The following is a 21,984-nucleotide window of genomic DNA, read 5'->3' on the forward strand; positions in this document are numbered from 1 at the left end:
GCTCAGCTGAGCGCGATGGCGATCGCGTCGCCGATTTGCGCCGTGGAACGGGCGACTCCGTCACGCGAGGCGAGGTCGGCCGTCACCGCCGTGGTGACTCGAGCCGCGGCATCCGCAAGCCCGAGGTGGTCGAGCAGCAGTGCCGCGGAGAGAATCGCCGCGGTCGGGTCGGCCGTCTGCGTTCCCGCGATGTCCGGTGCCGAACCGTGCACGGGTTCGAACATGCTGGGGAAGGTGCCGTCGGGGTTGATGTTGCCCGAGGCGGCCAGTCCGATGCCGCCGCTGATTGCGGCAGCGAGATCGGTGAGGATATCGCCAAAGAGGTTGTCGGTGACGATGACGTCAAATCTACTCGGATTAGTGACCAGGAAGATAGTGGCCGCATCCACGTGCAGGTAGTCGACCTCGACATCCGGAAATTCGGGTCCGACGCGATCGACGGTGCGCTGCCACAGGCCACCGGCGTTGGTCAGCACGTTGGTCTTGTGCACCAGCGTGAGTTTCTTGCGCGGCCTGACCTGGCTGGCGGCGAAGGCATAGCGCACCACACGCTCGACACCGAAAGCTGTGTTGACCGAGACCTCGTTGGCGATCTCGTGCGGCGTGCCGACACGGATCGCTCCGCCATTGCCCACATAGGGCCCTTCAGTGCCCTCGCGGACCACCACGAAGTCGACGTCACCGGGGGCGGAAAGGGGTGATTCGACGTTGGGGAACAGCTGGGTGGGCCGCAGGTTCACGTAGTGATCGAAGGCGAAGCGCAGCTTGAGCAGCAGGCCGCGCTCGATGATTCCTCCGGCCAACCGAGGATCGCGCGGGTCGCCACCGACGGCGCCGAGCAGGATGGCATCGTGGCCTGCGAGACGCTCAAGGCTCTCGTCGTCGAGTATCTCGCCCGTCTCGAGAAAATGCCCCGCTCCGAAAGGGAAATGGGTGGCCTCGACGGCAACATCAGCCGGGACGACGGCGTTCAGTACCTTCATTGCCTCTGCCACGACCTCCGGGCCGATCCCGTCGCCGGGAATGACTGCGAGCTTGATGGTACGAGACATGCCGGGACTCCTCGGGCGTTACGCATTCAGGAACTTCCAGCGTACCGGCAGCCTGATCCCAGCGAATCTGCTCCTCGCGCGGGAGGCGCGGGTACACTTGTGTTCAGTACGAGCTCGCAGTGACGCGAACGTTGTTGCGAATGAGATCCATCCCGACGACGAAAGGATTTATCATGGGCATCGGTACAGGAATTTTTCTCTTCGTCGTAGGTGCGATTCTCACCTTCGCAGTCAACGTCGACGTTCCATGGATCAATCTGGACATCGTGGGCTACCTGCTCATGGGCGCCGGAGTACTGGTCTTTCTCATCTCCCTGATCATGATGTTGCGCAGGCGCCAGACCGTTTCGACGACGCGCACCGCGGTCGACCCGACCGGCAACGAACGGGTCACGGAGAAAGAGACCAAAGGGGACGTTCTCTAAGAACGTCGCGTAACCACAAGCTGGCGCGCCCCGCGTTTGATTCGGGTTCAGGGTGGGGCGCGTCATCCATGCTCGCCGGGTTGTACGGGCGTCAGCGTGACTTGGCTATTGCCACTATCGCGAAGAGGAAACCGACCCCTCCGAAGAGCACGATAACGCTGAGGATGCTGAGTAATACTGCAGCCATGGTCTGTCTTCCTGTTCTGCGTGTGGTACCACTCCACCGTACCAAGCGAGGCGCCGGAACACGTGGTTAATTTCCTCGCCGGTCGGAGTGCCGAAAACAGTGCCGAAAACGCAGGAGATCCGGCCGCATAATCACTCGATGGATGCCGCCCACATCGTTTCTGCGAAGATCTCCTGCGTTTTCGGCGCAACGCGAGCGGCACGCCCGGGCGCAGAGCAGACCAACTGGAGGCGGATCAGCGGCCGCCGCCACCACCCCCGCCGCCTCCGCCTCCGGAGAATCCGCCGCCGAACGAGCCGCCGGAGAAGCTGCCTCCGCTGCTACCCGACCACGAGGAGGGACTCGGAGTCGGCGTCGAGGTCGTCGTGACCGACGAGGAGAAGCCGCCGAGCGTCTGGGCGAAGATCAGGGAGTTGAAGGTGCCGCTTGAGACGTACCAGCCCGGCGAGCGCACGCCAGCGTCGTAGTAGACCGCGAGTTCCTTCGCCCACTCGCGCTCGATGCCCCACAGTACGGCGAACGGAAGCAGTTTCTCGTAGAGCTTGACCATCTCGACCTTGTCGCCGACGTCGATCCGCTCCGCACCCTGAGGGCTCTGCAGCATGCGGAAGCGATCCGCCTCTGCAAGCTGGAGATAGTCGCGCACGCCGAGGAGGTAGTCGCGCTGATCCGCACCCGCGTCGGTGAGCACCGCCGGCCTCACTGCGACACCCGCCGCCACGAAGATCAGGATGAACGAGATCGCGATGGCGAGGATCAGCCACGGGCTGAAGGCCCCGAGTGCGGAGAACAGCACAGTGAGACCGATCGAGAGGAAGAGGAGAAGGAAGGCCGCGATCATGACGACGACGCCGCCGATCGAGGAGACCTTCGCGCGGAGACCACGGCTGATGAGCCGTGCGCCTACGCCACTCTGGATCGCGCTGAGCTTGCCGGCGAGCGTGTCGTCGACCACCCCGAGGGCGCGGGTGGCGCCGACAGGCAGGCCGTCGCCGAACAGTTCGCGGAGCAGCCGGTTCTCGTCGTCATCGACGTTGTCGGCATGGAGGAACTGGAGCGTGTAGTCGCCATCGTCCTTCTCGAGCGGATAGTCGAGGATGCGCACGTTCCCGCGCACCGCGAAACTCACGAACTGGGCGGCGAAACCGCTGCCCGTGCGGCGGACGAGGGCCGCGGCCTCCATCAGGTTGAGGCCCTTCGGCGGGCTGTACTGCGGGATGGTGATGCCTCGACCCCGGGAATCCTGCGGTCCGAGTACCGTGCGGCGCAGCACGGCGAAGACTCCACCCGCGGCGGCGATGGCGGCCAACAGCCACGCGACGAGGTTGGACCACCACGGCGGATCGGCGGCTGGTCCCGAATCGCCGGGCTGGGTCTCCGCCGGCACCTGCACGAAGGTGTCCGACGTGAAGCCGATGGCCACGGTGAGGTTCTGGCGAGCTTCGAGACCGGTGGTGCTCGCGGTGAACAGGGCGCCCGCGGCATCCGTGTCCGTCGACCTGGTGATGTCGCAGGTGTAGGTGTCCGTCGAGCCCTCGGCACCGCGGTAGCAGGCGTCATGATCGGTGAGGAACGACGTGATCGACGGATCCACGTGCACGCGTGCCGTCACCCGTCCGAACGGCTGATCGAATCCCGTGCCGTTGGTGTCCCAGTAGAGCTCGTCGTCGTTCGTATCCGCGAAGTGGCGCACCACATTCTGCTGCGTGTAGGTGATCACGTAGCTCTGTTCACCGTGCACGTAGTCGTCGGTGCCGAGAGCGAGTTCGGTGAAGCCGTTGCTGGTCGTCGTGTCGTAGTGCACGGCTGCGCCCGATGCATCCGTCACCGAGGTGACTGCGGTGTTCAGCGGCACCCCGTCGTAATCATTGGGGATAGCCCGGATGATGCCGCGGTTCTGGTCGGAGCTCGGAAACTTCGCCACGAAGGTCTCGACGGTCGTGAGGGTGGCGTGATTCTCCGTGTCGCGGGAGAGGTAGAAATCAGCGTCGTAGGAACTGAAGCTGAAATCTTCCACGCCCGCCGAGACCGCACCCGGGCGAGCGGATGCCGAAACCGGCGCGAACAGCGCAGCCCCCGCGAAAAGGAAAACAGCCAGGGCAGCGAGGATGCGTGGAAGCCGGGTCACGCGATCGAGCCTATCCGAGCGGTTCTCGAAACTTCGGGCTACTCGGTGATGTCCAGCTGCTCGGTGATGTCCAGCTGCTCGGTGATGTCGGGCTACTCAGTGATGTCGATCTCGCGCAGGAGGTCGGCCTTGATCGCGTCGCGCACGGTGTCGAGCAGGCCGTCGGGCACCGGAGAGTCGACGGTGAGCACGCTCAGCGCCTGGCCACCGGCCTCACGACGGCTGATCTGCATACCGGCGATGTTGATGCCGGCATCGCCGAACTCCTTGCCATACACGGCGACGATTCCGGGACGGTCGGTGTAGATCATCACGATGAGATGGTCGGCGACCGGCACTTCGACGTCGTAACCGTTGATCTCGACGATCTTCTCGACCTGCTTCGGGCCGGTGAGGGTACCCGACACCGAGAGCTGGGCACCGTCGCTGAGCACGCCGCGGATAGTGAGCAGATTGCGGTATTCGTCGCTGACCGGATCGGTGATGAGACGAACGGCGAGGCCGCGCTGCTCGGCGAGCAGCGGCGCGTTCACGTAGCTGACCGATTCGCTCACGACGTTGGTGAAGAGCCCCTTGAGGGCGGCGAGCTTGAGCACGCTCACGTCGAACTCAACGATCTCGCCGCGGATTTCGATCTCGACCCCGGTGACCGGGCTGTCGGCGAGGCCGGCGAAGACCTGGCCGAGCTTCTCCATCAGCGGGATGCCGGGGCGCACCGACGGGTCGATGACGCCGCCGGCGACATTCACCGCGTCGGGCACGAGCTCGCCGGAGAGAGCGAGACGCACCGACCTGGCGACGGAGACACCGGCCTTCTCCTGCGCCTCATCCGTCGACGCGCCGAGGTGTGGGGTGACGACGATGTTGGGAAGGCCGAGCAGCGGCGAGTCGGTCGGAGGTTCGCTGACGAAGACGTCGAGACCGGCGCCGGCGATGGTACCGGCGGTGAGCGCGCGATGGAGGGCCGCCTCGTCAATGAGGCCGCCGCGCGCCACGTTCACGATGAACCCTGTCGGCTTCATCAGCGCAAGCTGGGCGTCGGAGATCATGCCCGTGGTCTCCGGGGTCTTCGGCATGTGGATGGTCACGAAGTCGGACTGGGCGAGAAGCTCCTCGAGGGGCAGCAGAGTCACGCCGAGCTGCTGCGCGCGCGCTGCGGTGACGTAGGGGTCGTAGGCGACGATTTTGGTCCCAAACGCCTGCATCCTGGCGGTGATCAGCGCGCCGATACGACCGAGGCCGATGATGCCGATGGTCTTCTCGAACAGTTCGACACCGGTGTACTTCGAGCGCTTCCACTGGCCAGCTGCCAGCGCGCCGTGCGCGGCCGGAATGTGGCGCGCGAGGCTCAGGATGTGGCCGACGGTGAGTTCGGCGGCTGAGATGATGTTCGACGTTGGCGCGTTGACGACCATGACGCCGGCCTCGGTCGCCGACTTGATGTCCACGTTGTCGAGACCGACACCGGCCCGGGCGATGACCTTGAGGTTCTTCGCGGCGGCGATGGCCTCGGCATCCACCTGGGTCGCGGAACGGATGAGGATCGCACTGGCATCGGCGAGCGCAGCCAGCAGGGCCGGTCGGTCGGTGCCGTCGACGGAGCGGATGTCGAAATCGGGACCGAGGGCCTCGACGGTTGCCGGTGAGAGTTCTTCTGCGATCAGCACGATCGGATTTGCCACGAATCGAGTCCTTCGTTTGCTTGAGGATGGCACGCCGCGACAACTGCGCGGACGGCTCTAGAACTTTATCCCAGTCTCGACTGTCGTCTTTTCCGCATGACACCGCGAGACGAGGATGACACCGCGATTCACAGCCGCGGGTGCGCCGCTACTGAAAGACTGCCACGATGACCGCGTTCGACATCGTGCAAATCGTGCTGCGCATCCTGATCGCGATCGCGTTCCTCGGCATGGGCGTCAACCATTTCCGCGCGAAACCGGCGCGGGCGATGGCTGCCATGGTTCCGTCCTACCTCAAGCGTGGCGGGCTGCTGACCGGCAAGAACCTTGTACGGTTCACCGGCGTCTGCGAGATCGCTGGCGGCATCGGCATCCTGGTGCCATGGACGGCTTTCGCCGCGGGTATCGCGCTCATGCTCTTCCTGATCGCGGTTTTCCCGGCCAACGTCTACGCGGCGGAGCACCCGGAGAAGTTTGGCAGCGCGTCGATCCCGTTCTGGCCGCGCTACATCGCCCAGGTGGTCCTCATCGCGGTGATACTGGTCGCGGTGGTCTGACCCGGCTACACGCTGCCGCCGCCGCCTCGTTTCTCCGGAGGATTGCTACTCAGAGGTGGGAAATCGGGGTCAACCGGGACGGCAGGGTTGATTCCTCCGGAGAAACAGCATCCGACCACCGTTCTGCGGGTGAGTGGACGGTCTCCGCCGCTGACCCGATCGGATGCTGCCGCTGACACGTTTCTCCGGAGGATTGTTGCTCGGAAGCCGGAAATTGAGGTCAACCGGGACGGCAGGGCCGAATCCTCCGGAGAAACGGTGAGGGAAACGCAAGCAGAGCTGGCGGTGCGGTCGAGATCGCGGATCGCAGCCGGACCAGCCAGCGCGACTCGGCCAGCCGGACCAGCCAGCGCGACTCGGCCAGCGAGACCCGGCCAGAGGGACAGGCCAGCGCGATCAGGCCAGCGCGATCAGCGTCAGCAAAACAGCTGCGACCACCGCGAGGCCCAGGAAGAAGTAGACGATCTTGACAAAGATCGTCTGCCGCCGCCCGAGGAAGAATGCCAGTGCATAGACCACCGGCGAGATCAGCACGTCGGCGATCAGCACTACCCACGGGGTCGACACAGCCTCCAGGCCAAACTTCACCCTGTTGACGTTGTAGCTGTTGATCTGGGTGGTCACCCCGACGACGTTGGAGATCGCCCAGAAGAGGTTGTAGGCGTAGAACAGTCCGAAGATGATCGCGATAACGATTGTGATCACGATACTCAGCCGGCCGAGCTTTCCGCGGCGGCCGATGCCTGCGTCATCGACGATGGCAGATTCAGTCGCGGCATCGTCCGGGCTCATTGCCCTGTCGTCGGTCATTTCGTCCCCAGAATGAAGGGCAGCGGCACCAGGATGACGATGCCGAGTAGTAACCACAGCACTCGTACGAATGTGCGGCATTCCCTGGTGAGGAACAGCACGCCGACAAACCAAGCCGCCGGGGACGCGATAGCCAGCACCTCGCCGAGGCGGTTCATGAAATCGAAGAAGGGATTGCCGAGGCTGCCCGCCATGCGCTGCACGGCGATGATCCAGCCGACGACGTAGAGCAGAAAGATGCCGCCGAACACTCCGAAGGTGACCAGCGCGACAGAACTCAGCGCAGGCTGCACCTCTTCGGCGCCGTCTGAGGGTTCCGGCTCGGCCGGCTGGGGCGAGTCGACGTGGGTCGGATCCTTCTCGCCACCCCAGCTCAGGGCTTCGTCATCCGGCTCAGCGCTCATGTCAGCACCCTAGCGGTTCAGCCCCAGCTGGGATCACTTCGACCAGGTGCTCGAACAGCGGATGCCCCGGGCTCAAGCCCGGTGTTGGTCTTCGCCATGACGGAACCCTGTCTTCGGGTGCTGCCGGTCGGCGGGTTCAGAGTGCGTAGATCGAGACCTCGGATGCGGCGAAAGAGAAGTACAGCCCGACGCCCGGCGCCAGGTCCAGGGCCGCGGCCCGCCCAGGGGCGATATCCGCGGACAGCGCGCCGGCCCGCACCCTCACGAAGTCGCCACGCGGTTCGAGATCGCTCACAACCACGCGCACCACGGTGTCGGCGACGGGCCTGTCCCGATGCACCGCGATGGCGGACGGACGGATGGCGGCTGCCGCTCGCACCCCGACACCGATCGACTCTCCGGAGATCGGTAGACCATCGTCGGTGACCAAACCCGTGGCCGTGCTCCTGCCGGTGACCAGGTTCAGGCCGGCCAGCTGCGCGGTGAACGGATGCCGCGGCTGCTCGAGCACGGTGCGGGTCGGACCATGCTCGATGATGGCTCCCCCGTTCATCACCACGACCCGATCGGCGAAGGTCAGTGCGTCGAGCACCTCGTGGGTGACGACGATCGCTGTGCGGTCCGCGAGCACGCGCCGCAGCATCCGCCGCAGGGTCGAGGCGACGGTGACGTCGAGGGCTGCGAGCGGCTCATCGAGCAGCAGTAGTTTCGGGTCAGAGGCGAGCGCCCGCGCGACGGCGACGCGCTGCGCCTGGCCGCCGGAGAGCTTTCCCGGCTTCGCTCTCTCCAGGTCGGATGCCTCCACCTCGACGAGCCAGCCGCGAGCCACCGCGCGGGACGCATCCCTGCTCCGGCCCGCGCTCCGCGGGCCGAAAGCGACATTGTCGAGGGCGCTCAGGTGCGGGAAGAGCAGCGGCTCCTGAGCGAGCAGTGAGACACCGCGCTGGTGCGGCGGCAGCCAGGTGTTCCGGGAACCGCCGACATCGAACAGCGGGGTTCCTGCCCATTCGGCACGGCCGACATCCGGCCTCAGAAGACCGGCGATGATGGCGAGCAGTGTCGACTTGCCCGCACCGTTCGGGCCGAGGATGGCAACGGTCTCGCCCTGCCCGACACCGAGCGCCAGATCGAAGCCGCGCTCGGCCACCCTCGCCTCCACCGTGAGAGTCACGAGGCCAGCCCTCGACGGACCAGCGCGGACCCTGCCGAGGTGCGCAGGGTGAGGCCGACGACCAGCACTGCCACGACCACCAGCACGAGGGAGAGAGCGACCGCGGCATCCGGATCCGTCTCCCGCTGCAGATAGATCTCCAGCGGCAGGGTTCGGGTGACGCCCTGCAGGCTTCCCGCGAAGGTCAGCGTCGCCCCGAACTCTCCGAGCGCCCTCGCGAAAGACAGCACGGCACCGGAGAGCAGCGCGGGGAAGATCAACGGCAGCGTGATCCTGCGCAGTACTGTCGTCGGTCGCGCCCCGAGGGTTGCAGCCACCGCCTCATAGCGGGTTCCGGCGAGACGCAGTGAACTCTCCAGACTGAGCACGAGGAAGGGCAGCGCGACGAAGGTCTGGGCGATCACCACGGCCGTGGTCGAGAAGGCGATCGAGATCCCGAGAAAGTCGAAGGTCTGCCCGAGGAGGCCGCGCCTGCCGAAGGCTGCCAGCAGAGCGATTCCGCCGATGACCGGCGGCAGCACGAGCGGCAGCAGTACGAGTGCCCGCACGAAACGCTGGCCGCGGAAACTGGTGCGCGCGAGCATGAGCGCCATCGGGACCCCGAGAACTATGCAGGCGACGGTCGCAGCGAGGGAGGTGCGCAGGCTCAGAAGCAGGGCCGCGACGGATGATGGGGAGGTCACCAGTGTGACGAAATTCGGCCAGTCGACCCTGGTCGCCATCGCGACGAGGGGGAACAGCACGAATACCGCGCCGACGACGGCGACGGCGAGCACCCATGCCGGGACCGCCGGACGCCGCCTCCCGGCCACTATGGCTTGCCGAACCCGGCCGCGGCGAACTTCTTCTGCCCGGCGGCGCCGGTGACGTACGTGATGAACGCCGCGACCAGCTTCGGCGACTTCGTGCTCTTCAGGCCCGCGATCGGATAGGTGTTCACCGCTGTGCTCGACTCCGCGAATTCGATGCCCGTGACACTCGAGCCTGCGGCCTTCACATCGGTGACGTAGACCAGACCGGCATCGGCCTCACCGGAGGAGACCTTGCCGAGCACGTCGGTGACCGCCGACTCTTCACTGACCGGGGTCAGGGTCACACCCGTCGCCTGCTCGATGGTGACGGTGGCCGAACCGCACGGAACCTGCGGAGCGCAGACGACGGTCTTCACGCCGGGTTTCGCCAGGTCAGCGAAGTTCTTGATGGATGCCGGGTTGCCCGGTGGAACCGCGATCTCCAGCACATTCGTCGCGAAGTTCACCGGGGTGCCGTCGACCAGGTTCGCATCGGTGAGCTTCGCCATGTTCCTGGTGTCGGCCGAGGCGAAGATGTCTGCGGGAGCGCCGGCGGTGATCTGAGTCACCAGGTCGGATGAGCCGGCGAAACTGAGCGAGACGGTGGTGCCCGGATTCTCCTTCTGAAACGAATCGGCCAGGTCCTGGAAGGTCGTGGTGAGCGATGCGGCGGCGAACACGGTGATCGATCCGGTTAGCGCCGGCGCCTTATCGGACGCCAAGGACGACGTTACAGGCGCGCTCGGTGAGCACGCCGTGGTTCCGAGCGCGACACCGACGGCGAGCGCGACGACGGCGATGGACCGACGGGAGAGTTTCACGTTCAGGCCTTTTCCGTCGGGGTTTCGACGATGACTGTTGTGGCCTTGACGACCGCGATGGCGACCGAACCGAGTTCGAGACCGAGTTCGCGCACCGCTTCGCTGCTCATGAGCGAGACGACGCGGTGAGGACCGCACTGCAGTTCGACCTGCGCCATCACGGTGTCCATGATGATGTTCGTGACCAGACCGACGAACCTGTTCCGCGCTGACCGCCCAATGCCCGAGGGATCGTCGGGAAGCACGGCGTGCTCGCGGGCGAGGGTAGCCAGCGCGAAGCCGTCGACGACGGTGCGCCCGGAGTCGTCCTTCGACGCATCCATGGTCCCGTTGTCGATCCAACGACGAACGGTATCGTCACTCACCCCGAGATAGAGCGCGGCATCCTTGATCCGTATTTGCGGCACAACAATGACTCTAGCTCCGATTTCACGGGCAGATCTTACGTTTCCCTGACCACCTGACAGAATCAGGAACATGCAGCTCTCGTCGTCCCCCGGTCTGACGGCACGCTTCTCGCGACAGGTCATCCTCCCCGGATTCGGCACGGAGGCACAGCACAGGCTCGCCGCCGCACGCGTGCTCGTGATCGGCGCCGGCGGCCTCGGCAGCACCGTGATCCCGGCCCTCGCGGCGGCAGGTGTCGGCACGATCGGCATCGTCGACGACGACACCGTGGAACTCAGCAACCTGCATCGCCAACACATTCACAGCGTCGCGGATGTCGGACGCGGCAAAGCACAGTCGGCCGCCGAATCCGTGGCGGCCATCACCCCAGATACCATGGTCGTCGTGCTCGCCAGGCGACTGGTCTCAGGGAACGCCCTCGAACTCTTCGCCGACTACGACCTCGTAATCGATGGCAGCGACAATTTTCCCACCCGCTACCTCGCCAACGACGCCGCAACGCTCAGCGGCATCCCCCTGGTCTGGGGAGCTGTCGCACAGTACGGCGGGCAGGCGGGCGTCGCCTGGGCAGAGCGCGGTCCGCAGTACCGCGACCTCTTCCCCGCCCCTCCGCCGCCCGGGTCCGTGCTCTCCTGCGAGGTGGGCGGTGTGCTGCCGACGGTGTGCGCCACCATCGGTTCGATCATGGCCACCGAGGCCATCAAGATCCTCACCGGCATCGGAACCCCGCTGATCGGGCGCGTCACCACCTTCGATGCACTCAGCGGTTCCTTTCGGGAACTCTCCTACGAGCGCGATCCCTCCGCTGCGCCGATCGACCACCTCATCGACTACGACCTGTTCTGCGGCCTGGCTCCGGCCACTGGCGAACTCAGCGCACAGGAGCTCGCCACGGAGTTGGAAACCGGTGTTCCTCTCACACTGCTCGACGTGCGCGAGCCGTGGGAGGCCGAGATCGCAAGCCTGCCAGGTGCGGTGCTGATTCCTCTTGGCACTCTCGAAGGAGGATTGGCGACCATGGACACCGACGCCCCGATCGTCGCCTACTGCCACCACGGCATCCGTTCGGTTCGCGCTCTAGAGCTGCTCAGGGCGCACGGATTCACCGACGCTCGGCACCTGGAGGGCGGCATCGACGCCTGGTCGCGCCTGATCGATCCGACAGTGGCGAGGTACTGAGCATGGACGCTGCACGAGCAACCGTCGAAGAACACGCAGCACATGTGCGGGAGTTGCTGGCAGAAGCCCTGCAGCCGCGGGCGGAGCTGGTCCCGCTCGGTGATGCACTCGGCCGGGTGACCTTCGCCGAGGTGCTCTCACCCGTCGACCTCCCGCTGTTCCGCAATTCTCAGATGGACGGCTTCGCGGTCGTGGCATCCGACATCGCCAGTGCGCCGACCCGCCTGCCCATCGTCGGAGAGGTCGCGGCACGAGCCGGGCAACCCTCTGCCTTGCAACCAGGTACAGCGGTGCGCATCATGACCGGCGCGGTGGTTCCGGATGGGGCGGATGCCGTGGTGCCGATCGAAGACACCGCCAGCGACGGTGACACGGTCACCATTACTCGCTCCCGTTCGCCCGGCGAGTATGTGCGCGACCGCGGCAGCGACCTGCGCGCAGGTGATCGACTGCTGCCGGCGGCGCTCCGTCTCGCATCCCGCCACCTGGCGGCGCTGGCCGCCGCCGGCATCGGGGAGGTCGAGGTGAGGTCGCGCGTGCGGGTCGCCGTTGTCACCACCGGAGCCGAACTGATCGAGCCCGGGCGACCGGCCGCACTCGGTGAGGTCTATGACGCGAACGGGATCGCACTCGAATCGGCGGTACCGGCCAGCGGAGCCGTCGTGAGCTTCGCGGCACGCAACCAGGATGACGATCCGAAGAGTCTTCGTGCTTCGATGGTCGAGGCTGCACGGGGTGCGGACCTCATCATCACCTCCGGCGGCATCTCGATGGGCGACTACGAGGTGGTGCGCGAACTACTGGAACCGCTCGGCGCCAGGGTCGGCACCGTGGCGATGCAACCGGGAGGACCGCAGGCGACAGGCGAGTTCAACGGGATTCCCGTCGTCAGCTTTCCCGGAAATCCGGTGAGCACCCAGATCTCCTTCGAGATCTTCGTCGCACCGCTGCTGCGAGAAGTCGCCGGGCTCGCGGCGGCCGAGCGCCGACAGCTCATGCTGGCCGCCGACCTGCGGTCGGCACCCGGCAAGCGGCAGTTCCTGCGCGGGCGAACGCTCCCGGGTGAGAGAGTGGAGATCGTCTCCGGACCCGGATCGCATCTCGTCGCGGGTCTCGCGGCATCCGATGTACTGGTCGATGTTCCGCTTGAGACGACAGAACTGAAAGAGGGCGACACCGTGGAAACCTGGCAACTATGAGCGGACTCAGCCACCTCGACTCCGACGGGCGAGCCCGCATGGTGGATGTCGGCGACAAGTCGGTAACCGCCCGCACCGCCACAGCCACCGGCCGCTTCATCACCCGGCCGGATGTCGTGGCCATGGTTCGCGCAGACCACCTGCCGAAAGCCGACGTGCTGGCAACCGCCCGCATCGCCGGCATCTCGGGGGCGAAGAAGACCAGCGAACTCATCCCGCTCTGCCATCAGATCGCCCTCAGCTCGGTGAAGGTGGACTTCGAGCTCGGGGAGAACTCGATCCTCATCACGGCCACCGCCAGGACCACCGGACAGACCGGGGTCGAGATGGAGGCGCTGACAGCCGTCACCGTCGCAGGCCTCACCCTTCACGACATGGTGAAGGCCGTCGATCCGGCCGCGACGCTGACCGACGTGCGGCTCGAGGAGAAGACCGGCGGCAAGCGTGGGCACTGGACCCGGGACGGCAGCATCGAGCCGGATCGCACAAAACCGCAGGTGCCGCGGCCATCAACCGCAGCTGTGATCGTCGCCTCCACTGCCGGGGCCGTCGGCGCGCGCGAAGACACCACGGGTCCCGCTATCGCCGAATGGTTCCGCGCACGCGGCTACAGCGTCGACGCGGTCACCGTGGTAGCGGATGCTGACATCGCCGGCGAGCTGGCCCGCGTGGTCGCCACCGCACCCGCCGTGATCATCACGACCGGGGGCACCGGTATGAGTCCCAGTGATCGCACACCGGAGGCGACCAGCGCCATCCTGGACCGCGAGATACCCGGGGTGGCCGAAGCTATTCGCGCCCGCGGGCTCACCGTGACCCCGAAGTCGGCGCTCAGCCGCGGCCTCGCCGGCACCGCCGGTGACACCGTCATTGTCAACCTGCCAGGGTCTACCGGTGGAGTGAAAGACGGTCTCGCCGTGCTCGACGGCCTGCTGGAGCACCTCGTCGCGCAGGTCGCAGGCGGTGGCGCCCATGAGTAGGGTGCTCGCGGTGATCTCCGAGCTCACCATCGATGGCACAGTGATCGAAGACTTCGTCATGGCCGCGGAACACGGGGCGCTCGTGACCTTCCGCGGGATCGTGCGCAACCACGATCACGGGCTCGCCGTGACCGCGCTGGACTATCAGGCGCATCCGGATGCCCAACGATTTCTCGAGGACTGCTGCAACCAGGTCGCGGTCGAGACCGGCCTGCGTGTCGCGGCCGCACACCGCGTCGGGTCGCTGGTGGTCGGCGACACCGCGCTGGCTGCCGCGGTCGCCGCACCACACCGCCGCGAAGCCTTTGAGGCCTGCGAGCGCCTCGTCGAACTGATCAAGTCGCAGGTGCCGATCTGGAAGCGCCAACACCTCACCGACGGCGCGACGGAGTGGGTCGGGCTGTAACCGGCCCAGCCGTCGCGGCCCCATCCGTCGGCGCCCCCATTTGTCGGCCCCCATCCGTCGGCGCCAGCCGTCGCGGCCCCCATCCGTCGGCGCCAGCCGTCGGGCCCCCATCCGTCGGGCCCCCATCCGTCAGCGCGGTGTTTTGTTATCACCGCGGCTGTTGCAACCGCCGCGCTGATAACAAAACACCGCGCTGACGCTCAGCCGCCGCCGAAGTTGCCGCTCAGCGACGGAGCACCCCCGGCGACGGCGGTGATGATGTACGGCAGCGGAGCGATGCTGACGTTGGCGTTCGCCATCGCTGGCGCGGAGAACAGGGCCGCGATCTCCGTATCCTGAGTACCGGTGAGCTTGGCGACGTAGAGCACCGGCCAATGGTCGCGGTCGCGCGGCGTCTGCAGCCAGAACTGTGCGTTCGGAAACTGGGATGCCGCGCTCAAGATCGCGTGCACAGCCGCGTCCGTGAGGTGGTCCGGCACATCGGCGATGCGCACCCGGCCGCCGTCGGCCCAATAGTCCGCTCCGGCGCGGAACGGGGCCGTCTTCTGCAACTCGTCATAGACATCTGCGAGCTGCTGCGTCGTCGACGTCTCGATTGAGGGGACCTGCGTGTCGGCGGAGAACGACAGCACGCCGGGGTACTCGACCACCTCGGCGGTCACACGGGCCGACTGCACGACCCGTTGCGGGTCTTTCGCCGGGTAGACGACGATGCTTGCGGCACGCCGCGGCGAGGTGTCGGTGTCGCCTCCCCCGGTCTGCGTCCCGGCCTCGAGAACTGCCTGCCACTGGTCGGCACCACCGATCGCGAAACGGTCGGACAGCGCACGCTCCTTTTTCGCCACGGTGGCCGCCGCGCTCGGGCTCACTCCCGCCGCAAGAATCACCTCGATCTGCACCTTCCACAGGTGCGCATCCCACGGATCGAGCGTGGGCGCGGGGCGCGGCGACGAGCCTGGCGTGCCCTGAGTCTCAGGCGGCCGGGTCGCGCGCGGCGGGGCAAGAGGCAGCTGCATCGCCGTCGCCGATTCCACCCCGGGCATCCGGCGGAGTTCGGCGGCAACGTAGTCGGCGATCGAAGGCTCTGTCGCGTTCGTCGGTTTCGCGGACAGGGCAGGGGCCGAGCATCCCGCTACCCCGACCAGGACACCCAATGCGACCAGCGTCAGGGCGATGAGCTTGGAAAACTTCACCACTTGATCCTGTCGCACCCGGTCATCCGCTACGAACTGCAATCGGCCCCCAACCATCCGCGCGGCGCTTTGTTCCGTGAGCGCGGCGCTTTGTTATCAGCGCGGCTGCTGTAACCGGCGCGCTGATAACAAATCGGCGCGCTGATCGTCAGCCGCCCGCGAAGGGCGGCAGAACGTCGACGCGGGCGCCGACCGCTCGCGAGTCATCACGGCTGACGACACCGTCGACCAGGAACGAACCGGATGCCAGCACTCGCGACATCGCATCACCGTAGCGTTCGATGAGCACGGCCCGCAGCTCGCCGACCGTGGGCACCAAGGGCAGCGACTCCCCCTCGCGGCCGGCCGCTTCGGCTGCGGCGGCGAAGTACCGCACCTCGACGGAGGCTGAGCCTGTCGAAGCGGCCGCGGCCGGAGACGCCTCAACCACCGATCGCCCCCATGCTGCGCACCGGACGCACGAAGTCGGCGCGCTCCATCCCGTGCCCTGCCTGCTTGCCCCACATGGCCGCCCGCCACCAGGTGGCGATCGTCTCGTCGTCCACGTCGCTGCGGAGGAGCGCGCGCAGGTCGGTCTCGTCGTCGCCGAACAAGCAGGAGCGCACGGTACCCTCCGCCGTGATGCGGGTACGATCGCAGGCTTCGCAGAACGAGCGGGTGACGGACGCGATGATGCCGACGGTGGCCGGGACACCCTGCTGCTGGTAGCCGTCGATGATCCACTCTTCGGCCGGGGAAGACGGATCCTCGCGGTGTGGCTGGGAGAGGGTGAAACGCGCGCCGAGCACATCGAGGAGCTCTGCGGCATCCACCATGTTGTCGCGCGCCCAGGCCTCATCGGCGTCGAGCGGCATCTGTTCGATGAAGCGCAGCCGCACGCCGTTCGCCAGCGACCATTCGAGCAGGTCGGCGGCGCCCGCGAGGGTGTCACGCATCAGCACCGCGTTGATCTTGAGCGGGGTGAGCCCGGCATCCTTCGCTGCCTCGATACCCGCGAAGACTGCGGGGAGGCGGTCGCGTCTGGTGAGCCTGGCGAAGTGGTCGCGATCCACGGTGTCGAGCGAGATGTTGATGCGGGTGAGACCGGCAGCGACCAGTTCGTGGATGCGATGGTCGAGCCCGATGCCGTTGGTCGTCATCGAAATGGAGGCACCGTCGGCGACGGCCGACGAGAGTCCGACGATCTCGGCGAGGTCGGCCCGCATCAGCGGTTCACCCCCGGTGAAACGTACGTCGTGCACGCCGAGGTCTCGAACGCCGATGCCGACAAGGCGGGCGATCTCGGTCGCGGTGAGCAGGTTCTCACGCGGAATGGCGGGAAGCCCCTGCTCCGGCATGCAGTAGGTGCAGCGCAGCGAGCACTTCTCGGTGATCGAGATACGGAGGTCGCGAGCGGTGCGACCAAAGCGGTCGATGAGTCCCGCGGTATCCGGACGCCCGACTGTGGACGGCATCCGGGCGGGATCCCGCCGAATGCCGGGGATCCCCAGGTCGAGTTGCGTCATAGTTTCACCCTAAGCGCTCCACGCTAGACTACGGCAGGATGTGACCGGCTGCGGTAAACAGGCGGTACCACTCCTCACGGGTGAGCGGTACATCCGAACCGGCCGCCGAGTCCCGAAGGTGCTCGACATTCGTCGTTCCGAGCACGACCTGCATGTGCGCGGGGTGGCGGGTGATCCAGGCCACGGCGATGGCCGCCGGAGGTACGTCGTAGCTTTTCGCGAGCTGGTCGATCACATCGTTCAGTTCGGCGTAAGTCTCGCGGTCGCCGAGGAAGACTCCGTCGAAGAACCCCTTCTGGAATGGTGACCAGGCCTGCAGTGTGATGTCATTGAGGCGGCAGTAGTCGAGGATGCCGTTGTCCCTGTCGATCGACTGGTCGAGGCCTGCCATGTTGGCCGCCATGCCCGCGGCGATCAACGGGGCGTGCGTGATGCTCAGCTGCACCTGGTTCACGATGAGCGGCTGCGTCACCGAGCGCTTGAGCAACTCGACCTGGCCTGGCGTGTGATTCGAGACGCCGAAGTTGCGCACCTTGCCCGCGGCCAGCAGCGTGTCGAAGGCCGCGGCGACCTCATCGGGTTCGACGAGCGCGTCGGGGCGGTGCAGCAGCAGGATGTCGAGGTACTCGGTCTGCAGTGCGGCCAGGGACTTGTCCACGGATTCGAGAATGTGCTCCTTCGAGTAGTCCCAGAACCCGGAGCGGATACCGACCTTCGACTGGATGGTGACGGCTGCACGTTCCTCGGTCGAGAAGGTCACCGCCTCGCCGAACCGCCTCTCGCACTGGTGCGGCTTGCCGCCGTAGACATCGGCATGATCGAAGAAGTTGATCCCGCTGTCTCTGGCCGCTCCGACCAGAGAGCGGATGCCCTCATCACTGAGCGGTTCGATGCGCATCAGCCCGAGGATGATGTCGGAGACTTCGAGGGTTGTGTTCGGCAAGGTCATCGTCTTCATACCTCCATTCTCCCCCGCTCATCGAGTGGTCCTGACACGGAACCGAAAAATTCGCCGACGTCATCGAGGCTCAGGTGGCTAGGCTTGGATCAACCGAAGGAGCACTTGATGGGCATCATCTCTCGCGGTTTTTCCGGTCGCAGTCGCGAGCACAATCCCGACCTTCCGCCCGGCCAGTACCTCACAGACGACTTCCCCGTGCTCTCCGCCGGGCCCACACCGAGCATCGACACAGCCGACTGGCAGTTCAGTATCCGTACCGAGTCCGGCGCCGTGCACCGCTGGAGTTGGGACGAGCTGCACAACCTGCCGATCGAAGACATCGCCACCGACATCCACTGCGTCACGCGCTGGTCGAAGTTCGGCACATCCTGGCGCGGGGTGTCGCTCGACACGCTCTTCGCCGGGATCAAGACCACCGACGAGTACGTGATGGCGCACTCCTACGGCGGCTACACCACCAACCTTCCACTGGCCGACCTGCTCGGCGGCAAAGCGTGGATCGCCTTCGAGTTCGACGGCGCCGACCTCGACCCCGAGCACGGCGGCCCTGCACGACTGCTCGTTCCGCACCTGTACTTCTGGAAGAGCGCCAAGTGGATCCGCGGCCTCGTGATGATGGACGACGATGACCCTGGGTTCTGGGAGCAGAACGGTTACAACATCTACGGTGATCCCTGGCTCGAACAGCGCTATTCGTGACAGACGTCGCTCAGCCGAGCATCTGGAAGGTGAGCGTCGTGACGGAGACCCGCACGGAGACTGCATCCGGGCGCAGCATCGTGCTCGACGTTCCTGGCTGGGGCGGCAATATCGCCGGCCAGCATGCGGATGTTCGACTCACCGCACCCGACGGCTACACCGCCACCCGCTCGTACTCTGTTGCCTCCGCGGGGCCAGGAAACCGAGTGCAGCTCGCCGTCGACCGCCTGCCGACCGGCGAGGTGTCGCCCTACCTGGTCGACGACCTGATGGTGGGCGACCAGCTGGAAATCCGTGGCCCGCTCGGCGGATGGTTCGTCTGGCGTCCAGAGATCGAAGAGGTGGCGCAGACCGGGCCCGTGCAACTCATCGGCGGTGGCTCGGGCATCGTGCCCCTGGTGGCGATGATCCGCTCGCACGCGGCATCGGGCAGCGCCGCGCCGTTCCGGCTTCTCTACTCCGTGCGAACACCGGATGACGCGTTCTTCCGGTCAGAGTTGGCGAACCCGTCGCCCGGACTCGACGTGACCTGGGCGTACACCCGCCGCACACCGCACGGCTGGCCGCGTCCGGCCGGTCGCCTCACCCAGGCCGATCTCGAGGCCGACGCCTTTCCCGCCAGCCTCTCCCCCGCCGTGTTCGTCTGCGGCCCGACAGGTTTCGTCGAGACGGTCGCCAACGCGCTGGTCGAACTCGGCCACGATCCGCAGCGGGTCAAAACCGAGCGTTTCGGAGGCAAATGATGTCGAGGGGTGCGAAATGACCGGACACGTTGACGGCAACGCGCTGGCCGGACCACTCTCCGAGCTGTTCCAGTTCGACGTGACCACGGCATCCGCTCGCTGTGTCTCCTGCGGGGATGTCGCCACGCTCGCCTGCGCCATGGTCTACGTCGAACCGGCGAGCATGATCGTGCGCTGCCGCAGCTGCGATGGCGTGCTCATGGTTTTGGTGCAGGAGCCGGAACTCACCTGCATCGAACTTCGCGGCATGGCCTGGCTGCAGGTGCCGCGCTAGCCCTCGCTCCGCTGCGGATTTCTCAACACCGCGCTCAGCGCGAATGCCCAGCCGAGGATGCCGGCCAGGCAGATCCGCTCGGTGATGCCGACGATCTGGGGCAGTATCGCGAGGCTGAGGGCGAGCGCGAGAAGACCGGCCAGGGCGACGACGAGGAAAACGGCCGGTGCGCGACGCCTGCTCACCGTGCGAAACCAGACGGTGAGCACTGTCATCGCGGCAAGTACCACGACGAATCCTGTGGTGGCGAACACGACGTGCACGAAACCGATCGTCGTGTGCGGCGTCATGCCGAACTCGCCGGTCGGGTTCACATCTGTCGGAGCGAAGACGAGTGCGGCCGAGCACAGCCCCGCGACCGCGAGCAGCACTGCGCCCAGCCGACGGAGCGCGGATGCCGGAGCGCTGAGCGAGACCACCACGATCACGCAACCGCTCATCACCGCGCGGGCGAAGAAGTTGACCGCCATCGCCCAGCCGTAGGGACCGACGGCGAGGTCGCTCTCCGCATCCGAGACCACGCTGTAGTGCGGCGGCAGCAGCTGCAGGACAACGTCGATCCCCAGGTAGAGCAGCACGATCGCCATCGCTGTCGTGGCGAAGACACGACGGATGCCGGCGGTGGGTGTCGGCCTCATTCCTCCAGTCTTGCAGCTTGACCGCCCGCAAATTGTGAGGTGTGCAGCCGCTTTCAGCGTGGGGTGAGTTCTCCTCCTGCGCAACGACAGAGGAGGGCCGACACGAATGTCGGCCCTCCTCTCGTGAACTGTTAGCGCGCGGCCGAACCGTCCGTGTAGTCTTCGTCGACCTGCTTCCAGGCGAAGAGAGCACGCAGTTCCTTGCCTGTCGCTTCGATCGGGTGCTGGGCACCCTTCTCACGCAGCGCGAGGAATTCGGGCGCTCCGGCATCCTGGTCTGCGATGAAACGTTCCGCGAAGGCACCCGACTGGATGTCTCCGAGCACGGCCTGCATGTTCTCCTTCACGTGCGGGTCGATGACGCGAGGGCCGGAGACGTAGTCGCCGTACTCAGCGGTGTCGGAGACCGACCAGCGCTGCTTGGCGATGCCGCCCTCCCACATGAGGTCGACGATGAGCTTGAGCTCGTGAAGCACCTCGAAGTAGGCGATTTGCGGCTGGTAGCCAGCCTCGGTCAGGGTCTCGAAACCATACTGCACGAGCTGAGAGACACCACCGCAGAGCACGGCCTGCTCGCCGAACAGGTCGGTCTCGGTCTCCTCGGTGAAGGTGGTCTTGATGCCACCGGCACGCAGGCCGCCGATCGCCTTCGCGTACGACCAGGCGAGCTCCCAGGCCTGGCCTGAGGCGTCCTGCTCGACGGCGACGATGACGGGAACGCCACGGCCAGCCTCGTACTCGCGGCGCACGGTGTGGCCAGGACCCTTGGGAGCGACCATGATCACGTCAACGCCCTCCGGCGCCTTGATGTAACCGAAGCGGATGTTGAAGCCGTGCCCGAAGAGGATCGCCTTGCCGTCGGCCAGGTGCGGCTGGATGTCCGCCGCGTAGAGGCCGCGCTGGTGCTGGTCGGGCGCGAGGATGACGATCACGTCGGCCCACTCGGATGCCTCTGCAGACGTCAGCACGGTGAACCCGGCTTCCTCCGCCTTCTGCTTCGACTTCGAATCGGGCTTGAGGCCGACGACGACCTCGACGCCGGAGTCGCGGAGGTTCTGCGCGTGGGCGTGGCCCTGCGAGCCGTAGCCGATGACGGCGACCTTCTTGCCCTGGATGAGCGCGAGGTCTGCGTCTTTATCGTAGAAAATCTCGGTCACTGTGCCTGTTCTTTCTGTTCGGTTTGCTCCCTGAGCTTGTCGAAGGGAGCCGGATTGCTGCGGTCCCTTCGACAAGCTCAGGGACCGTTGAGTCAGTTCTTGAAGACGCGTTCGGTGATGCTCTTGCCACCGCGTCCGATGGCGAGGAGACCGGACTGGGCGATCTCCTTGATGCCGTGCGGCTCCAGCACCCTGAGCAGCGCCTGCACCTTGGCGGTGTCGCCAGTGACCTCGATCACGAGGGCGTCGGTCGCAACATCCACGACCCGCGCCCTGAACAGGGTCGCAGCCTCGAGGACCTGGCTGCGCGTGGTGTTATCGACCCGCACTTTAATGAGCATGTGTTCACGCTCGACGGTCTGCGCAGGGTCGAGTTCCACGATCTTGATCACGTTCACCAGCTTGTTGAGCTGCTTGGTGACCTGTTCGAGCGGAAGCTCCTCGACATCCACAACCACCGTGATCCGGGAGAGTCCCGCGATCTCGCTGGCACCGACGGCGAGGCTCTCGATGTTGAATCCGCGACGGGCGAAAAGGCCGGCGACCCTGGTCAGCAGACCCGGTTTGTCTTCGACCAGGAGGGAAAGAACGTGGCTCATCGCCTGAATCCCTTC

At 66.1% G+C, this 21,984-nt stretch carries 25 protein-coding genes; 9 read left to right on the forward strand and 16 right to left on the reverse strand.

What is annotated here, in order from left to right:
- Nucleotides 1-2: 2 nt before the first annotated feature.
- The gene (locus ABIB56_RS08050; RefSeq protein WP_354568629.1) at nucleotides 3-1,052 is read right to left on the reverse strand and encodes a 3-isopropylmalate dehydrogenase; all 1,050 of its coding nucleotides are present in this window, start codon (nucleotides 1,050-1,052) and stop codon (nucleotides 3-5) included.
- A 173-nt stretch (nucleotides 1,053-1,225) separates the two neighbouring features.
- Here ABIB56_RS08050 and ABIB56_RS08055 point away from each other — a divergent pair, with 173 nt between their 5' ends.
- Nucleotides 1,226-1,477: a DUF6458 family protein gene (locus ABIB56_RS08055; protein WP_354568630.1), complete on the forward strand. Its 252-nt coding sequence runs from the start codon at nucleotides 1,226-1,228 to the stop codon at nucleotides 1,475-1,477.
- 422 nt (nucleotides 1,478-1,899) lie between these two features.
- Here ABIB56_RS08055 and ABIB56_RS08060 read toward each other — a convergent pair whose 3' ends face one another.
- Both ABIB56_RS08060 and serA read right to left on the reverse strand, forming a co-directional pair.
- Entirely contained in the window at nucleotides 1,900-3,792 is a 1,893-nt protein-coding gene (locus ABIB56_RS08060; protein ID WP_354568631.1) for a DUF2207 domain-containing protein, read from the reverse strand.
- 92 nt (nucleotides 3,793-3,884) lie between these two features.
- Nucleotides 3,885-5,474 carry a phosphoglycerate dehydrogenase gene (serA, locus tag ABIB56_RS08065; RefSeq protein ID WP_354568632.1) on the reverse strand — a complete coding sequence of 530 codons (1,590 nt, stop codon included), beginning with the start codon at nucleotides 5,472-5,474 and terminating at the stop codon, nucleotides 3,885-3,887.
- Between the two features lie 167 nt (nucleotides 5,475-5,641).
- Between serA and ABIB56_RS08070 the strand changes: the two genes are divergently transcribed.
- Nucleotides 5,642-6,031 carry a DoxX family protein gene (locus tag ABIB56_RS08070; protein WP_354568633.1) on the forward strand — a complete coding sequence of 130 codons (390 nt, stop codon included), beginning with the start codon at nucleotides 5,642-5,644 and terminating at the stop codon, nucleotides 6,029-6,031.
- Between the two features lie 396 nt (nucleotides 6,032-6,427).
- Here ABIB56_RS08070 and ABIB56_RS08075 read toward each other — a convergent pair whose 3' ends face one another.
- From ABIB56_RS08075 to ABIB56_RS08100, 6 genes are all read right to left on the reverse strand, one after another.
- Nucleotides 6,428-6,841, reverse strand: a complete 414-nt coding sequence (locus ABIB56_RS08075) for a hypothetical protein (protein WP_354568634.1) — start codon at nucleotides 6,839-6,841, stop codon at nucleotides 6,428-6,430.
- On the reverse strand, nucleotides 6,838-7,245 hold the full coding sequence (locus ABIB56_RS08080) for a hypothetical protein (RefSeq protein WP_354568636.1): 408 nt from the start codon (nucleotides 7,243-7,245) through the stop codon (nucleotides 6,838-6,840). The genes ABIB56_RS08075 and ABIB56_RS08080 overlap by 4 nt, the downstream gene beginning before the upstream one ends.
- 136 nt (nucleotides 7,246-7,381) lie before the next feature.
- Nucleotides 7,382-8,416 (reverse strand): sulfate/molybdate ABC transporter ATP-binding protein, encoded by a 1,035-nt coding sequence (locus ABIB56_RS08085; protein ID WP_354568638.1) that lies wholly within the window; start codon nucleotides 8,414-8,416, stop codon nucleotides 7,382-7,384.
- Nucleotides 8,413-9,228 (reverse strand): ABC transporter permease, encoded by an 816-nt coding sequence (locus ABIB56_RS08090; RefSeq protein ID WP_354568639.1) that lies wholly within the window; start codon nucleotides 9,226-9,228, stop codon nucleotides 8,413-8,415. The genes ABIB56_RS08085 and ABIB56_RS08090 overlap by 4 nt, the downstream gene beginning before the upstream one ends.
- The gene (gene modA / locus ABIB56_RS08095) at nucleotides 9,228-10,028 is read right to left on the reverse strand and encodes a molybdate ABC transporter substrate-binding protein (RefSeq protein ID WP_354568640.1); all 801 of its coding nucleotides are present in this window, start codon (nucleotides 10,026-10,028) and stop codon (nucleotides 9,228-9,230) included. Before modA ends, ABIB56_RS08090 begins: the two co-directional genes overlap by 1 nt.
- A gap of 2 nt (nucleotides 10,029-10,030) precedes the next feature.
- Complete coding sequence (locus ABIB56_RS08100) at nucleotides 10,031-10,435, reverse strand: TOBE domain-containing protein (protein ID WP_354568641.1); 405 nt, start codon at nucleotides 10,433-10,435, stop codon at nucleotides 10,031-10,033.
- Between the two features lie 70 nt (nucleotides 10,436-10,505).
- On the opposite strand from ABIB56_RS08100, the gene ABIB56_RS08105 reads away from it, so the two are divergent.
- The 4 genes from ABIB56_RS08105 to ABIB56_RS08120 are packed head-to-tail and all read left to right on the forward strand — an operon-like array spanning nucleotide 10,506 to nucleotide 14,200.
- Entirely contained in the window at nucleotides 10,506-11,615 is a 1,110-nt protein-coding gene (locus ABIB56_RS08105; protein WP_354568642.1) for a ThiF family adenylyltransferase, read from the forward strand.
- A 2-nt stretch (nucleotides 11,616-11,617) separates the two neighbouring features.
- The gene (locus ABIB56_RS08110) at nucleotides 11,618-12,814 is read left to right on the forward strand and encodes a molybdopterin molybdotransferase MoeA (RefSeq protein ID WP_354568643.1); all 1,197 of its coding nucleotides are present in this window, start codon (nucleotides 11,618-11,620) and stop codon (nucleotides 12,812-12,814) included.
- Entirely contained in the window at nucleotides 12,811-13,794 is a 984-nt protein-coding gene (moaCB, locus tag ABIB56_RS08115; RefSeq protein ID WP_354568644.1) for a bifunctional molybdenum cofactor biosynthesis protein MoaC/MoaB, read from the forward strand. Before ABIB56_RS08110 ends, moaCB begins: the two co-directional genes overlap by 4 nt.
- Entirely contained in the window at nucleotides 13,787-14,200 is a 414-nt protein-coding gene (locus ABIB56_RS08120) for a molybdopterin synthase catalytic subunit (RefSeq protein ID WP_354568645.1), read from the forward strand. The genes moaCB and ABIB56_RS08120 overlap by 8 nt, the downstream gene beginning before the upstream one ends.
- A gap of 200 nt (nucleotides 14,201-14,400) precedes the next feature.
- On the opposite strand, the gene ABIB56_RS08125 is transcribed toward ABIB56_RS08120, so the two are convergent.
- From ABIB56_RS08125 to ABIB56_RS08140, 4 genes are all read right to left on the reverse strand, one after another.
- Nucleotides 14,401-15,393 (reverse strand): hypothetical protein, encoded by a 993-nt coding sequence (locus ABIB56_RS08125; protein ID WP_354568647.1) that lies wholly within the window; start codon nucleotides 15,391-15,393, stop codon nucleotides 14,401-14,403.
- 148 nt (nucleotides 15,394-15,541) lie between these two features.
- Nucleotides 15,542-15,823, reverse strand: coding sequence for a MoaD/ThiS family protein (locus tag ABIB56_RS08130; protein WP_354568648.1), 282 nt, complete (start codon nucleotides 15,821-15,823; stop codon nucleotides 15,542-15,544).
- Nucleotides 15,816-16,898, reverse strand: coding sequence for a GTP 3',8-cyclase MoaA (gene moaA, locus ABIB56_RS08135; protein ID WP_354568650.1), 1,083 nt, complete (start codon nucleotides 16,896-16,898; stop codon nucleotides 15,816-15,818). The genes ABIB56_RS08130 and moaA overlap by 8 nt, the downstream gene beginning before the upstream one ends.
- Nucleotides 16,899-16,926: 28 nt before the next feature.
- On the reverse strand, nucleotides 16,927-17,856 hold the full coding sequence (locus ABIB56_RS08140; protein WP_354568651.1) for an aldo/keto reductase: 930 nt from the start codon (nucleotides 17,854-17,856) through the stop codon (nucleotides 16,927-16,929).
- A gap of 108 nt (nucleotides 17,857-17,964) precedes the next feature.
- Between ABIB56_RS08140 and ABIB56_RS08145 the strand changes: the two genes are divergently transcribed.
- Genes ABIB56_RS08145 through ABIB56_RS08155 form a run of 3 tightly spaced genes read left to right on the forward strand, consistent with a single transcriptional unit; the run spans nucleotide 17,965 to nucleotide 19,575 of the window.
- Nucleotides 17,965-18,558: a sulfite oxidase-like oxidoreductase gene (locus tag ABIB56_RS08145; protein ID WP_354568652.1), complete on the forward strand. Its 594-nt coding sequence runs from the start codon at nucleotides 17,965-17,967 to the stop codon at nucleotides 18,556-18,558.
- Nucleotides 18,555-19,301: a ferredoxin reductase gene (locus ABIB56_RS08150; protein WP_354568654.1), complete on the forward strand. Its 747-nt coding sequence runs from the start codon at nucleotides 18,555-18,557 to the stop codon at nucleotides 19,299-19,301. Before ABIB56_RS08145 ends, ABIB56_RS08150 begins: the two co-directional genes overlap by 4 nt.
- Nucleotides 19,302-19,317: 16 nt before the next feature.
- Entirely contained in the window at nucleotides 19,318-19,575 is a 258-nt protein-coding gene (locus tag ABIB56_RS08155) for a DUF6510 family protein (protein ID WP_354568655.1), read from the forward strand.
- Here ABIB56_RS08155 and ABIB56_RS08160 read toward each other — a convergent pair.
- The 3 genes from ABIB56_RS08160 to ilvN all read right to left on the reverse strand — a co-directional run bounded on the left by ABIB56_RS08160 (nucleotide 19,572) and on the right by ilvN (nucleotide 21,969).
- Entirely contained in the window at nucleotides 19,572-20,213 is a 642-nt protein-coding gene (locus ABIB56_RS08160; protein ID WP_354568656.1) for a DUF998 domain-containing protein, read from the reverse strand. The genes ABIB56_RS08155 and ABIB56_RS08160 overlap by 4 nt on opposite strands.
- A gap of 131 nt (nucleotides 20,214-20,344) precedes the next feature.
- The gene (gene ilvC / locus ABIB56_RS08165; protein ID WP_354568657.1) at nucleotides 20,345-21,445 is read right to left on the reverse strand and encodes a ketol-acid reductoisomerase; all 1,101 of its coding nucleotides are present in this window, start codon (nucleotides 21,443-21,445) and stop codon (nucleotides 20,345-20,347) included.
- 17 nt (nucleotides 21,446-21,462) lie between these two features.
- Nucleotides 21,463-21,969 carry an acetolactate synthase small subunit gene (ilvN, locus tag ABIB56_RS08170; protein ID WP_354568658.1) on the reverse strand — a complete coding sequence of 169 codons (507 nt, stop codon included), beginning with the start codon at nucleotides 21,967-21,969 and terminating at the stop codon, nucleotides 21,463-21,465.
- Nucleotides 21,970-21,984: the final 15 nt, after the last annotated feature.

It is taken from the genome of Glaciihabitans sp. UYNi722 (genome assembly GCF_040549465.1).
In the GTDB taxonomy this organism is placed as follows: domain Bacteria; phylum Actinomycetota; class Actinomycetes; order Actinomycetales; family Microbacteriaceae; genus Lacisediminihabitans.